Below are 15,643 nucleotides of genomic sequence, written 5' to 3'. Positions count from 1 at the left end.
GATTATTTATCCGGATATTTTATTTTCCACTGCTCAAGTAATTCTTCTGCTTTTCCCGGTTCCAGGCGCCTGATAATAAAATCAAGTTTTTCTTCTCTCCGGTCATCACCTTCTTTTGATTGAGGAGAACCGCAATACCAAAGAAAGGATAATCCCACAACCTGCCAGATAAGCTGGAGAAATTCTGATTGCCAGTTTTCCATTGTTTCACGCATCATCTGCACAATGTATTCCGGTACCTGTGGAGCCTGGGAATGGGCCATTTGCTCATTCACGTAGTCTTTCCAGCCGAAATACCAATGTAATACAACAGATGCAAGGAACAGGGCCAGCGTTATCAGGAAGTATGCTTTACGCTTCAGGTAAGATGGCTTGTTTTGATTCGTTTTCATACCCGTAGAAAATTGATGAATGATTATACTGGTATTATATCAAAATCAAGCCAATGCTTATACCTGCTATATCCTGGTTTTACGTGAAATTATTGAGGAAATTGTGAAACAGTTTGCCGGTGTAATGTGGTCACTTATTACCGGTGTCTTTTGTTTTCCTGCCGGACTGCATTACCAGGTAAACAATAACTCCTATAACAACTACGAGCAATGCAATAAATGGTACTAACATAACAGCAATTTTCTGATATCCCTTCATTAACTATGCCATGTGTTTTCTTGTGAAGTGCTTATTGCTGCTGCGTTTGCTGGTATTGGCTGGCATGATTTTGTAAGAAGGATTAAGAAAGGAATGAAACAGATTTACTCATTCTTAAACCAGGTATTATGGAAAACATACTGAACCAGCAACATGATGAAGGGGAAGTAGCGTGGGCGGTGCCTTTCCTTCTTTTTGGGATCTACAATAAAATCGTTAAGGTAGAAGGTAACGATTAGTTACATGGTGAATGTAAGGTGAAAACAGCAGGCGCCTGTTCAGGCTACCTGCTGTTTTTTGCGCTTAAACAGATTGGTTGACAGGAAGTAAGCTGCTGGTCATAAGGTTGCAGCGCCAGGGTTGTTGTAAGAGGAACAGTACTAATGCGGCAATATCTTCAGGGAATAGCATTTCCTGCTTCTGTTGCATTTCCTCTTTTTTCTCCGCCGGCATTTCCAGCAGATCGGTGCCCACAAGCCCTGGCTCAATCAGAGATACTTTAATATTCAATGACTGCACTTCTTTTCGCAGGGCTTCCGAAAAAGCCTGGATACCTGCCTTGGTGGCCGTATATACCGAACTGTTGGCTGATCTTACGTCTGCGCTGAGAGAGCCAATGAATACAATCTGCCCGCCATTTTTTTCTTTCATGCGCTTTACCGCTTCATTTGAGCAGGCCAGGTAAGCCAGTAAATTAGTGTTGAGAACATACTGCCAGTCTTCATAAGTACCTTCCTGTATGCCCTTGAAGGGTAGCGCCGCGTTATTGATTAGCACATCAAGTTTTTCAAAGTGTTTATCTACCTGTCTGAAGGTTTCTTCAATACCTTTCTTCTCTGCAATGTCTGTGGTGAATCCGTAAACCTTATCTTCCATACCGGCATCTTTAAATGCCTTTAAGGTATCATCCAGTTCAGGTTGGTGCCTGCCAAACACCATTACACGGGCGCCGTATGCTCCGAGCAGCAGCGCGGCAGACCTTCCGATTCCCGTAGTGCCACCGGTGATCAGGATATTCTTTCCTGCTAGACTTTCAGGTTCGTACCTGGCGATTGATGAAAAAGATTGCTGCATAAGAATATATTTTAGATGGTTTATTTCCAGCTGATGACGATCTGCTGGTTTCCTTTAAGTTTAAATTCAAGGTGCCCGTTATCGCATACAGTGGCATTCAGCACATCCCTTCCGTCTGTTACCGTGATACGTGGCAATTCCTTACGCTTTTTAATGGGCATAATGCGCATATGACAAGCGCCTTTTTTATGTCCGAGCAACCGGAAGGTGGCTGTTTTCCCCCTGGTGCTGAAACCCGCAGCGGGGTAATCAATGTATACAAGAAGTGATTCACCCGGGATAGTGTAATAATGATGAGGCACCAGTGTAAAAGGCAGCCCTGCCCCGTATACTTCCTGGCCTACGGTTCCGGACTCAGCCCATCCATCCTGGAGATCTTCTATGGGAAGCCACAACTCTTTTGCTACTTCCCCTGTTTTGGTTTTTTTTGCAATGCAATCAGCGGGTAGCATGGGAGGATAGTAATAGTTTGCCCGGTTGATATAGTAGCGTATAAACTCTGCCAGCAGCAGCCGGATAGAAGCTGGTATTGAAATATCCTCTGCCAGTAACAGGTAATCGCTGAAAGAAGCAAAACATTCCGTTTCCTCATAAACAGCGATATATGGTGCATCCCGCAGCGGAAACATGGCGAAAAAAGTAGCATAGTTTTCAGCAAACCCGTAATTGCAATTCCACAACCACACGTGCTTAAACATATTGGCCAGGCAGAGGTAACTGATATTTAAGTACACTTCGTTTTTGGTAAGCGTGAACAGTTTCAATGCAGTGAATGCAGAGAAAGCAGTATTATTGGCCTGGTAAAAAAGCTCAAATCCTTCTCCCTGTAATGACAGGCAGGCTGTTTTAGCTTCTTCCAGGTATTCCTCTTTTTGAGTCACCTCCCATGCCAGCAGCATCGTTTTGGCATAAATACCCGGCACATCTTTTTCACCTCCTTTACCAGGTTCTGTTTCTGCTTTTATTATTTCCAGTGTTTCCATATTATAGAATACCGGCCACTTATAGTTAAAATGATGCGCTACCCTGATAGCAAAATCCAGCGAATGGGAAAGCTTGTCCATAATGCCTTTATGACCCTGCTTTGCCAGGCGGATAAGGTTTAACAACGGATGATGGAGATACCAGCTATCCATAACCAGCGGATGCTTATGCTCTTCTGATTTATCAAGCCGGTGCGCAGCGGCAGGCAGCCATCGCACGAAGGTGTTTAGCTTGTTGTCATAGAAGTCCGGTATTATGTTTATGAGGTCATTTATGATCTTCATTTCCCGCTTACTCCATTTCCGGTATTCCGTTAGTGGAAGTAACACCGCCATTTGCACCATTAGCTCGGGAGGTGTTTTATAATCGCATACATAGGCATTCAAAAAGGCATGGCCGTTTACCTGGCACCAGCTGCCCGCACTGTGCTCCAGGTCGTGCCATGCTTTTTCAGCTATATCCGGCCAGTGATGATATTGTGTGTTGGGCTTTGGGAGACGCAGATAGATCTCCGCCAGCAGGTCCATGAACTGTATGGACATTTCGGTTTCATTTGCAGGTATTTTGGCATCCATAACTATAAAGGCGTCGCTGATGGTGTAAGTTTTACCTGCCTTTAAAAATTGCTTATCCGATGATGGCAGCATAAAGCCGATATCCGGCCAGGTGCCGCCAACTGTGTTGCTGAGAGACGTTTTCGTTTGCCCGCAATAGTTACCCAGCGCAGAAAAATTTTGCAGGTACAGTACTGCGCCTGAGTGAGGGGCCTTTATACCAAAATAGATCATCCCGGTGCGGGGGCCGTTCTGGGAAGCATAAATATCACCTTCAGGAAACCCGCTGCTGCCGGCGGGATTCAACGGCATTATGTCACGCGGCCAGTAATGAAAAGCAAGTGCAGCTTTTGGTGTGACAGTAGTTCTGCAGCGAAAACAGGGATACCCGTTGTGATAAAGATCCAGGGTGACCTGGTATGTGGCTGCCAGCGTGTCCAACTGGAAAACGGCCTGGTTCCTTTTCTTTGTAGTACTTTTTATTTCAATTTTATCATGCGGGGCATATACCGCCCTGAAGGTAATACGTGCGCCTTCAGGCCATTCGGTCATTACCCATAATGCATCTCCCACGCAATACACATAACAGTTGCTGTTACCAAGTTGCTGGTAAAAAATTTCTTTTAATTCAGGATTATTGAATATGCCGTCAATTGCCGCCGCCTGAGGGGAAACGCCTTCCATATCTGTGAAATTAGGGTTAGAATATATTTATACACCACAATGCAATTAATAAGAGCTGAACGCATGCATCCAGCAGATAAATTTTTGATATTACTTTTTTTACGACATATATGATGTCAATAGTTAACAATCCCAGGGCAGTGCCAGCGCCAATAGTAAAAGTAAAGGCATCCACCGGCCTTCTATCCATCACTGCAATTAGCAGAGCTGCGCCGGTAACCGCCAATAGCATTCCCACAGTTTTGACCAGCCATACATCCGTTTTGTGACCGGTGATTGCTTCAAAGCTGCCATAATGCACCAGCGGCCACATACCGGTTGCCAGGAAATAAATTCCCTGTGTCCACAAAATTGTCTCAAGCAGTAGCGTCATTTGCACCTGTTACTGTTAATGAGTTGTATAACCCATAAGAATGCGTATTAAAATTTATACCAATGTTGAATCCGAAACTAACACCTGCTGTAAGTATGGCTGTGATGGCCTTTGGACGGATGAGTTGATGCATGTAGAAGACAGATGGCTGTAAACCTCATGTACAAAGATGTTGTAAACGTGGATGAAAAGCCACGGGCTGATATTCGGGGAGAGGTGTTTTTAGGACAGGTTGTAATGTACGGCCTGCTTTGTTTAATGTATCCAGTGACGCTGGATGTCTTCCATCGACTGTCCCTTTGTTTCCGGTACCAGTTTAAATACCGTTATAAAAGCGAACACACAGCATAAGGCGAAACACCAGAATGTTTGAGGCGTTCCTGCGAAAGCCAGCATAACCGGCGTGAGCTGTCCCATAATCGCATCGGCGGTCCACATCACCATAATGCTGAGCGACAATGCTTTTGCGCGGATGCTGTCGGGAAATATTTCTGCAGCGATCACAAATTTCAGCGGACCGATGGAAAACGCAAAGCAGGCCAGGAAAGCAAGCACACAAAGCAGGAGGTATATGCCATTAACGGCGCCGGTGTAAAAGCAGAAGCCTGTAAGCATCAGGCTGATAGTTGCTCCGGCTGTTCCCCATAGATACAGGGGGCGCCTGCCAAGGCTGTCTACTTTCCAGATGGCGATGAAGGTAAAGAGCACATTGGCTGCACCGAAAAATAACTGGCTGATGAGGGAGTTATCCAGTGTAAGACCGGATTGGTGCAGAATAGTAGGCCCGTAATAAATAATGGCATTGATACCGCTGAACTGTGAAAAGAACGGGAGCAGGACCGCTATCAGCAAAGCGCGGCGGAAACGGGGCGCCAGCAGTTGCGTATAGCCGGCAGCGTTACCTGTTACGGTAGCGTGCTGTTGCTTTGTCCAGCGGGGGCTTTCAGGGATAAAAATAATACCCAGCAAAAAAAGCAGTGCAGGAAAAATACCTACCCCGAACATTTTACGCCAAACTTCCAGGTGGCTGATCAGCGGCCATCCGTTTTGGGAAGGCGTTGCGGTATACTTCAGCAGCAGTGCATTGCTGGCATAAGCGCAGAAGATGCCAATGGTAACGGCCAGCTGGTAATAGGTAACCAGTCTTCCCCGCAAATGATCCGGGGCAATTTCTGAGAGATAGAGCGGCACCACGCTGGAGGCTATGCCTACGGCCATACCGCCAAGAATGCGTGCAGCAATGAGCCAGGAAAATGCAGGTATAAAAGTGCAGCCCAATGCAGTAAGCACAAACAATGCAGCCGACAGGAACAATAGTTTTTTCCTGCCGAAGCGGTCGCTGAGGTCGCCGGCAAAAATAACCCCGGCAATACAGCCTGCAAGCGCAGATGATACAAACCATCCCAGCTGTGCCGGCGATAATAAAAACCGGTGTTCCACAAACGGGAGGATGCCGGATACCACCGCCATATCAAAACCAAAAAGGAAGCCGCCCAGGGAAGCTACCAGTGTAATGAAGCTGAGATGTTGACGCTGTTGCTGCATATCAGGTGGATGCTATTTGGTTAAAAACCGGGTGCGATGATTTTAAGAACGCTTTGATCAGTTTCACCGGGCCTTCATTATTGCAGGTGATCCGGCAGCTTACTGCTGCCGCCGGTATTACAAAAGTTTCAGCGTAATGATAGGTAGTCGTATGCCCGTTAGCGGTAGTAACCGTTACGGAACTGCCTTCCACCAGCATCATCACCAGGCATAGGCCATTGGTAGTAATATTAACACTGCCGCTGAATTCCAGTCTGTGTACATCATAAAAATGTTCGGCATGTGTAGGAAGGTGTACCAGCTGGTAGTTTTCCCCCTTATCTATTACGGCGGGCTTGGATATCAGTTGATCTTTCACTGCTTTACCCTGCCTGCTGAAGTCCAGGTTATGAAAGGCATGGTCGATGTTGATAGCCCTGGGTTTTCCATCCAGTCCAGGTCGCAGCCAGTCGTACATTTTAAACGTGAAAATGTACGGGGTGGCGCTGATTTCCAGTACCAGGTTGTTGGCGCCTGCGCTGTGCACCGTACCATTAGGAATCAGGAAAAGGGTATGTTTATCTGCCGCATGCTTTTGTACAAAATCCGTTATTTCTACCGGAATACCAAGATCCCGGCTGTTTTCCAGTTTGGTTTTAAATGCCTCCGGATCAATTCCCTCCCGGAAACCCAGGTACACAGCGGCATCGTCTTTACAATCCATGATATAATAGGTTTCATCCTGTGTAAAGGTTTCTCCGAAATGCGCCCGGATATAATCCATTGAAGGATGACACTGAATGGAAAGGTTGCCGCCATCAAATGTATCGAGGAAGTCGAACCGGATAGGGAATTCATATTGAAAGATGTCTGCATGATCCCCAAGAATGGCAGTATGCTGTGTATACATCATCCATTCAAAGGGAATTTCCATCAGGTAACCATCGCTCTCAAAAAGTACCCCGTTCTCCGGAACAATCATCTCAAAAGACCAGGCATAATTTATTTCTTCCGTGTTAATGCCGTTGATATGTGTTTTCAGCCACTGCCCGCCCCAGGCGCCTGCTTCAAACCAGGGCCTTACCCGGAAAGTGCTGCGCGCCAACCGGGAAATACCTTCCTGCAGATCATGGTTAAATGCCCACGCTATATGATCTGGCCATTGGGTATCTGCCATAATCCGGATGCGCTGCTGCAGGGTTTGTTTGTAATTATTCAGCACTACCCAGTCTACGAAATAAAAGCGTTTGTACATTTCAGCGCTGCCACCGGCGGTGCTGTTGCCAAAGTTGGTAATAGTGCCTGCACGCATACGGTACTGCAGTTCGTTTTTGGGAAGATCCAGGTAGATAACCGGGGCAGTAGGATGTGCGAGTGCCGCCCCGCTTCCGTATATGATATGCAGGTCATAAGGACCTTCGGGCAGCAGTGCCGCGATCTTCTCTTCATCAAAAAAATCAGTGATGTGCAAAGAAGTTTTTGTGCCCCATACATCGCCTTCGTTACCAATAAAAGGGGCCACCAGGTCTTGTATATGCCGGCTGTCTTTTAAACAACAATGCATATCGTACCACCTAACGTTAACGCCCATACGGGCCAGTTCCAGCTTCAGGGACGTGTATATCTTTTCCCAGAAAATACCTGCATAGCCATCTATTACCACCACCGGATGCTGAACAATCCAGTTGGCCAGCGATGTGTAGCCGGTCTGTATCTTACCATTGCCGAGCGGATGAGCCGGGTACCTGTTATAGGTACCCGGGAGAGGAGCTGCTGCATGTTCCGGCAGCAGGGGCTGTGCTGAATCTCGCCAGATCATAATCTTATTTTTTTGCTACGCGGATCATTATTATTCCTTTACCGGGAACAGGGAAACTATCCGGAAGTATGCGCTTGTTTGTTTCCAGTAAGTCGCTTTCTGAAATATTTAAAGCGGTGGATTTATTTTTTGAAGATAGTATAGCCGTGGCCGTATGAGCGGCTGTATTTACCAGTTGCATGATAACACCGTTACCGTCTGCCGCAGGGTAGAGATTTTCCACATATATATTATCGCCGCTGATGTTGAAGAACAGGCTTTCTGACGGAGGACCGTCTGCTGCTGCAACTACCGGTGGCTGATGATTTTCCAGGCCTTTGCTGTTCGCTGCGGCGGCATCAAATGCGCCATGTACCTGCAGGTAGTAATGAAAAACCGTGATCCCTTCCTGGTCTCTGCGAAAATTGGTATGCCACAGGTTGTTCATTACCCATGAAGAAATAAGCGGCTGCTGTTCCATAAAGGAAATCCAGCGGGGAGAGTTATGCAGCCCGCCGAGTAACCCCGCTGTGGGATATTGTCCTATTTCAAACAGGGGCGCATCGGGGCCCGACCAGGTAACGCCCGTATTTTTTCCTGACACATCTACCCATCGCTGCTGCGTATACCAGTTCCTGTTAGTATGTGGCAGCTGGTCTGCTTCCGCGGTTATACTTCCCCAGGGTATATTGTATCGTACCTGTGCGCCGGGGATGCGGAAGGGGAATACAAAGTGTACACTCTCCTTACTGCCAACAGCCGTTTTATCTATTGTATTCACCAGTGCCACCTGGTCGGTACCCGAGGCAAGCTCTATTTCACGGGTGAGGGAGCGGGCGCCCGGCGCTGTGCTGGTAACAGACAGGCTTACCACCAGCGGTCCTTTCTCTTTGATATGGATGTTGGCGGGGCCGCTGTATAGTATTTTTTCGGCAGAGTCGCCAGGCATATAAGTGTATTGATTCAACCCGGCGGAATCGGCAAGGTTCCCGTTATAACCTTTTTTTACGAGTTGAATGATATTACCGGTATATGGATCTACCCGGATGGAATAAAGGCCGTTGTCCAGGCTGTTATCCTTAACGGTGGCCTTTTGTGCCGGTGTTCCGGCAGCGCCGGGATGAATGGTGAACCGCTGTTTGGAAAAAGGCGGCAGCGATGTGGCGAGAAATGCAAGTTCGCCCGTGCTGAGCCTTTGCGAAGGCAGTATCCTGCCGTTTATATCTTTCACCTGGTTGCCGGCAGTGCTGAGCACCGCAGGAACACGAACCAGGGCTGTCCGGGTATGCCCAAGCGTATTGTATACATCAACGGCCTGTGTTGCCGTATTGGTATATCCGTTACCGTTAGTGCTGCTGTGCAGCAATGTTTCAGAGCGGGTTTGGGCGTTCAGCGCAAAGGCCTGTTTGTACTGCCACTGAGCGATAGCTTTCGGATCCTGGGGGTTGGATACGCTGTTGAAAGCACCCCAGGTATGTTCGTTGAACATAATGAGGTCGGTCCAGGTATGTTGAAAGGAATCTGCCGGGTAGCCGGTTTTACCCCTGATGGCCCAGATGGCGCCTGCCTGCTGTAGCCGGTCGGATGCATTCCGGTTAATGGCGGTTTCTTTGGCACCGGAGGCGACGCCGTCTGTCCAGTATTCGGTATAGTCGCCTGCAAATACCGGGATCTTATCCTTCCACCCTGCTTCAAAGTCCTGGAAAAATTGTTTAACGGAAGTGATAATGAGTTTGGGAGATGTATAACGTTCGTTCCATGCCTTTACTGCGTCCGGCAGTTCGGGGTCTATGGGGGCATTATCGCTCATGGCCCAGGTGAGGAGGGTCATGTTGTAGGGAAATTGCTGATGTTCCAGCTGGGACAGATAATCGAAAAGATATGGGTTGAGAAAGTTTTCACTTGGCTTACCGGTATAGTAAGGCTTTGGATCTTCTACAGTAAAGAAGTTGGGTATTTTGCTTCCTTTCAGCGTATAGCCGATAGAGTAGGGAGATGATTGCCAGAAGAGCACCTGTTGTTTTCCCGAAGCGTCCTGCCAGTAGAAGGGCTTATCGCGCCATTGCCCCGAGCTGCCGATGCGGTCGTTGGCATTGGGAGCGCTGAGGAAATACCGGATACTGGTAATGGCTGCCTGGCTGATCAATCCCCAGGAGGCCCCGGGTACGTCTCCCTGGAACATGGTGTTGATAGGAATACCATAATCTTTTGCAAGACGGGCGCCGGTGGCAAACAGTTGCAGCAGCTGTGCGGGTGAGGTAGCGCTGGTATTGGTGTTAGCATAAGCGCCGTCAAGGTTGATCCATCCTTTTGTAACGGCTTCGCGGAACCGCTGTTTCTTTTCATCGCTGGCGGCGGCCAGGTATTTATCTACCACCCAGAGGGCTTCCGTATTCCATTTAAAGCGGGCTTCTGCCGGGTAGTTGGCTGTACGGGCGGCTATCTTAATGGCTTCATCGATATTGTTCATGTGAATGGTCAGCACTTTTGCCTGTACGTTGGTATATCCTACGTCTACGTGGGAATGAGGCATGATATACACATTCCATTGCCGGGTGGGCGACACAATACAGCGGGCAGTGTAGGTTTGCCCGCCGCTGCTGACACGTACAAACAGCTGGGCGTCTTTATCTACCGGCGCGCCCGGCAGGGGCAGTTCTACTTCTCCGAGGCCGTCCTGGCTGGCTGCCAGCGTCAGGCTGTCCTCCTGTCCGTTAAAATGCATATATACCACTGCCGGCTGGTAGCTTTTGCCGCCATGAAAGCGCATCCTCACCATACGGGCGGGGGTGCCGTGATGGTTGAGGTAGGCTACGGTAGGCTGTAGCTCAATACTGGTAAAGGGTATGGGCTGTTGTTGCAATACATGATACTTTGCAGCCAGGTGCTTATTATGTGTGTGTGCGTTTAACGAACAGGGCAATACCCTGTTATATGTAGCGGAAAACCCCGCCCCCAGGGCATTTACACTGGTTGCGATCCCAGCAGACAAAAGGAGTTTGACTACTATATGTTTCATATGTACAAACATACATACATAATTTAGCATTCCGACGTTTCAGGACTGGAAAGAATGGGGTTGTTGGTAAAAAATATTGGTATTCCGAAGTATCGGTTGGGAGAAATAATAATAACAGCAGATATCCGGGAGAAGAACGATGTGTTTGTAATAAGTACAATGGCAGGCATCTCACAAAAAAAGACTCCGGGCGGATGTTTGCGCCCTTATAAATAAGGCTGCCTCAAAAGAGACAGCCTTATCTTTCAAATAAAAAATCTCTACTAGAATCCCGGGTTATTGGGCAATAAATTCGGGTTCACATCACTTTCCTGTTTAGGTACAGGGAACAGTAATTGTTTTGCTGCGAAAGTAGCGCCGAATACCGTTTTATGTCCAACAAAATCATCCCAGTTGCCCGTTACGTCGTTGTGTACTTTCCGGGTCCGGATCATATCAAACCACATTTTGTTTTCAAAGCATAGTTCAAAATACCGTTGCAGCCATACTTCATGTTCAAAATTGGCTTGTGACATGGCGCCTATAGGCGCCAGTTTAGCGCGGGCCCGGATGGCATTTACGTATTTGATGGCATCTGCATTCGGAGCGCCTTCTGCACGGTTGGATGCCTCTGCATACATCAGGTATACATCTGCCAGGCGGTAAAGTGTATAGTTGAGATCGGATTTTGCGGTGCTTACAACAGCAAGCGAATCAAACCATTTGTAAATATACCGGCCTTTAAATGTAAACGTATCAGTAGCAGGTTCTTTCTTCTTGTATTTGGTATAGAAGAATTGTCTTTCCTGTACACGTTTATCTCCTGCAGGGAATGATGCAATAAACTGCGGGGTAGGATATACGGATCCATACTCATCAGAATATTTGGAGATACCTGCATAGTTTGGAATGGTAAGTGGTGTAAGCGGGTTAATGCTTGGTACGGAGGCTGCATACTGTACCTGGAAAATGAACTCCCCGAGATTTTTATTGTTGGGGTTGATCATATTGGTGTATTCCGGGAACAGGAAATAGCCGCCGTTCGCAATCACGGATTTGGATGCGGCGGCCGATAGTGCATAGTATTGGTTACCTCCGTTAATGGCAGCGCCGGCATAAGTAAGATATACATCTGCCAGGAGCGACTGAACGAGTCCCATAGATACCTTGCCGGTTCTGTCTGCCCAGGGCAGCGTTGATTTTGCCGCGGTTAGCAGATCGGGGATAATGATCTCATCATAAATAGCCTTTGCTGCTGTGCGGGGCAGGTTCAGGTTCAGGTCTTTTGGCACCTCGGTCACTTTGGGAACTGCGCCGTATAGCCGTACAAGATGGAAGTAATAAAGTGCCCGCAGTGTATGCGCCTCTGCCAGCATATTGGTTTTATCGGCATCTGATACTGCTGCCTGGGGCAATTTCTCTATGGCCAGGTTACAGGCGCCTACTCCCATGTATAAACGTTGCCACCAGGTATCCACATAGAAGGAGGTGGTATTATAGCTAAGGTTCTGGAAAGTGGCAAACCCGGTTTGACCAAGATCGCTGTTGGCCTTTCCTGTCATAAATTCCATCAGGTTGTAAACGTTACCGCCATAGGAAGAAGGCTGCCCCTGTAAAAATCCCTGGAGGTACTGGTAAGAACCGTTTGCCAGCGCACGCGCCACTTTGGGATCGGACAGATCGGCATCCGGCGGAAGAAAATTCGTGGGTTTTTGTTCCAGGAATTTTTTGCAGGAACAGGCGAATAACACCAGCAGCGCAAGTATGATATGTTTAGTCGTTTTCATTTTCATAATTTTTAATCACTAAAAAGATTATCACATCAACGGGTATACGATTTCATCAGAAATCAAGATTCACACCCAGGTTCCACACGCGTGGGCGGGGATAAGGGAAGAAGTCGATGTTCTGTGAGAAACCGGTGTTGGCGCCATAACCAAAATTGAAGGTGTCTACTTCAGGATCATAACCGGTGTATTTGGTAATGAGGAAAAGGTTTTGCACACTGCCGTAAATGCGGAACTTGCGGATCTTGCTTTTCTGCATCCATGATTCAGGGAAAGTATAGCCGAGCGTGAAGTTTTGTCCCCTGATATAGGAACCATCTTCTACCCACCAGGTATCGAAATGGGAGTCCTGTGTAAATTTATAGCTGCGTACCTGTGCAACATGGGTGTTCTGGTTTTCCGGGGTCCAGGCATTCAGTACGGTAGCCAAACTGTTGGCCAGTGTCTGGCGGTCTTCCGTAGAGTGTTTAAATGCAGCGGCTGTATTTACGCCCTGTACAAAACGGATATCGAAACTAAAGTCCCATCCTTTGTATTTGAGGGTGCTGCTGAAAGTACCTGTCCATTTCGGATAAGCGCGGCCTATGATATTATATACCGGATTGCCGTTTGCATCATATTCATACTTCCTGTCGCCGGGCAGCAGGGAGTACTTGGCTGCTTCGGCGGCTTCATCGGTGCCCCAGATGCCCAGCCTGTTCATGCCATAGAAAGAACCGATAGGCTCACCTACACGCAGTACATTGGTTTGACCCAGGAAGTTAGGACCGGGGAAGATATCTGCATTACCGTCGTTGAGGGTGAGGATCTCATTTTTATTGGTCGCAAAAATGAAGGTGGTCGTCCAGGTTAAGTTTGGTTTCTGAATGTTTACGGTACTGAGGTTTACTTCCAGACCGGTATTTCTTACCTCGCCAATGTTTTTATATACGTTGGGAGTATACATACCTGCGGACCATGGAATAGGGGTGGCCAGCAGCAGGTCGGATGTTTTACGGTTGTAATAATCCACATTCAGGTTGATGCGGTTATCCACCATTACCAGTTCCACACCTGCATCTATCTGGTTGGAGCGTTCCCATTTCAGATCCGGGTTACCTATATAACCTGGTACCAGCGTAGGCTGGTTGGCGCCGCCTATAACGGTTTGATCAGGACGGTACTGTGGAGAGTATTGGAACTGACCAATTTCCTGGTTACCGGAAGTACCGTAGCTGGCGCGGATCTTCAGGTTATTGATGGTTTTGCTGTTCTTCAGGAAGTCCTCCTCTGAAACGCGCCATGCGGCTGCTACGGAAGGGAAGAAGGCGAACTGGTTGTCTTTACTGAATTTAGAAGAACCATCGTACCTGGCAGTGGCGGTAAAGAGGTATTTATTCTTCAGGTTATAATTAACACGGCCATAATAAGAGTTCATAGACCATGGCTGGGTTTCTGAAGTGATGTTGTTACGTACCGAACCTGCGGCCAGGGAGTTCCACTGGAAGTAATCAGACAGGAAATTCTGTGTTTCCGCCAGGGCGTTTTCATTACTGAACTCCAGGAATGAAATACCTACTACCGCGTTTAGGCTGTTATTATTTTTGAATTGTTTGTTATAAGTAAGATAGTTTTCCGACTGCCAGTACTTGCGATAGTCGGTGGTGACCCTGGCTACACCTCCCTGGTCCTGCGACAGGTGGGGAAGATCGCCGGCAGAATAGAAATTGGCTTTGTTGCTGATCTGATCGTAACCAAAATCGGTTTTGAAATTCAGGTCTTTGGTGATCTGGAATTGCATGTAAAAATTGCCCAGGGTATGCATCTGGTTATTGAGGGTATACCTGTTCTGTGCTATCTGTACAGGGTTTGGACCGCCCTCCAGGCCAGGTATATCATAGTTACCCGCCCAGCTGCCATCGGGATATCTTACAGGTACAATAGGTACTTCTTCCGTCACCATCCTGGGTACGTTTAAGGAACCGTTACCATCGGATACCAATCTTTGTGTACTGGATACGATGTTAAGGGCGCCGCCAATTTTCAGCCAGTCTTTTACCTGGTCATCAAAAGTAGCCCTGGCAGAATATCTTCTGAACCAGGATTCTATCATTAAACCATTCTGATCGAGGTAACCGAGGGAGGCGCTATAGAGCAGTTTGTCATTACCACCCTGGAAGTTCACCTGGTGGCTGGTAGACACGGCCGGTTTATAGGTTTCCTTCTCCCAGTTGGTGTTGTACAATGGTTTATCGTTTTCATCGAACAGCAAGGGAAAATGTTCATGATCCAGTATGGCTGTTGGGGTCCAGGTGCCGTGATCCGGGTCGAACTTAGTAGCATTGGCAAAAGCTTCGTTATATACTTTTACAAATTGCTCTGAGTTCAATGTAGGAAGGTGGCTGGCCAGAGTGCTTACGTTCACATCTCCCTGGTAGCTTACCTGTGTGGGACCTGCCTTACCGCGTTTGGTGGTGATCATAATTACACCGTTGGCGCCGCGCGCACCATAAATGGCGGTAGAGGAGGCATCTTTCAGTACTTCAATGGAGGCGATGTCGTTAGGGTTGAGGGCATTCGCATCTACACCCGCCACACCATCTACCACGTACAACGGATCCACAAAAGAGTTGATAGAACCGATACCACGTACGCGTACTTTAGCCGCCTGGCCGGGCGCGCTGCTGTTGATGTTTACATCTACACCCGCCACTTTACCCTGTAAGGCCTGGGAGATGTTAGGAACGGGTTTGTCCATCACCTGTTCACCTTTGAGAGAAGCTACCGCACCGGTGAGGTCAGATTTTTTCACCGATCCGTAACCAATTACCACGAGGTCGCTCAGGGTGTTTACCTGTACTTCCAGTGATACGTTGATAGTGGTTTGATTGCCTACAACCACCTCTTTGGTACCAAATCCCGTGAAGGAAAATACCAGTACAGAGTTTTGGTTGGGCACTGTTAAGGAGTAAACGCCATCTACATTGGCGATGGTACCGCTGGAAGTACCTTTAATGGCCACCGTGGTGTTGGGAATTGCAGTTCCGTCAGCGGCGCTGGTGACCTTACCGCTTATTTTAATCTGGGCCGTTGCATGCATGGAGAGTAACAGGCATGCAAGCACATAAAATAGTTTTGCTTTCATAACAAGTCTTTAGTGATGAGGTAATAATAGCCGGTAAATGTTTCAGTTGATAGTGATCAAGGGGATGCTGCGTGGAAGCCCCTTTGATAACA

Annotated in this window: 9 protein-coding genes; all 9 read right to left on the bottom strand. The window is 47.7% G+C overall.

Features of this window, described 5'->3' with window-relative positions:
• Positions 1 to 2: 2 nt before the first annotated feature.
• Positions 3 to 392, bottom strand: coding sequence for a DUF6766 family protein (locus ABIE50_RS26465; RefSeq protein WP_209865606.1), 390 nt, complete (start codon positions 390 to 392; stop codon positions 3 to 5).
• 562 nt (positions 393 to 954) lie between these two features.
• A complete protein-coding gene (locus ABIE50_RS26460) occupies positions 955 to 1,725 on the bottom strand; it encodes an SDR family oxidoreductase (protein WP_209865603.1) in 771 nt (256 codons plus the stop codon).
• Between the two features lie 20 nt (positions 1,726 to 1,745).
• Positions 1,746 to 3,947, bottom strand: a complete 2,202-nt coding sequence (locus ABIE50_RS26455; RefSeq protein WP_209865600.1) for a hypothetical protein — start codon at positions 3,945 to 3,947, stop codon at positions 1,746 to 1,748.
• A gap of 16 nt (positions 3,948 to 3,963) precedes the next feature.
• Positions 3,964 to 4,320: a hypothetical protein gene (locus ABIE50_RS26450; protein WP_209865597.1), complete on the bottom strand. Its 357-nt coding sequence runs from the start codon at positions 4,318 to 4,320 to the stop codon at positions 3,964 to 3,966.
• Between the two features lie 255 nt (positions 4,321 to 4,575).
• Positions 4,576 to 5,865, bottom strand: coding sequence for an MFS transporter (locus tag ABIE50_RS26445; RefSeq protein WP_209865594.1), 1,290 nt, complete (start codon positions 5,863 to 5,865; stop codon positions 4,576 to 4,578).
• A gap of 1 nt (position 5,866) precedes the next feature.
• Entirely contained in the window at positions 5,867 to 7,663 is a 1,797-nt protein-coding gene (locus ABIE50_RS26440) for a class I mannose-6-phosphate isomerase (protein ID WP_209865591.1), read from the bottom strand.
• Positions 7,664 to 7,667: 4 nt separating this feature from the next.
• Positions 7,668 to 10,673 (bottom strand): glycoside hydrolase family 38 N-terminal domain-containing protein, encoded by a 3,006-nt coding sequence (locus ABIE50_RS26435; protein ID WP_354028189.1) that lies wholly within the window; start codon positions 10,671 to 10,673, stop codon positions 7,668 to 7,670.
• 251 nt (positions 10,674 to 10,924) lie between these two features.
• Positions 10,925 to 12,427 carry a RagB/SusD family nutrient uptake outer membrane protein gene (locus ABIE50_RS26430; RefSeq protein WP_209865589.1) on the bottom strand — a complete coding sequence of 501 codons (1,503 nt, stop codon included), beginning with the start codon at positions 12,425 to 12,427 and terminating at the stop codon, positions 10,925 to 10,927.
• Positions 12,428 to 12,482: 55 nt separating this feature from the next.
• Positions 12,483 to 15,551: a SusC/RagA family TonB-linked outer membrane protein gene (locus tag ABIE50_RS26425; RefSeq protein ID WP_209865586.1), complete on the bottom strand. Its 3,069-nt coding sequence runs from the start codon at positions 15,549 to 15,551 to the stop codon at positions 12,483 to 12,485.
• Positions 15,552 to 15,643: the final 92 nt, after the last annotated feature.

Origin of the sequence: Chitinophaga sp. OAE865, from assembly GCF_040546735.1 — a bacterium.
Lineage (GTDB): Bacteria > Bacteroidota > Bacteroidia > Chitinophagales > Chitinophagaceae > Chitinophaga > Chitinophaga polysaccharea_A.
Note: the sequence above shows the minus strand (reverse complement) of the source record. Positions and strands in the feature narration are given on the sequence as shown.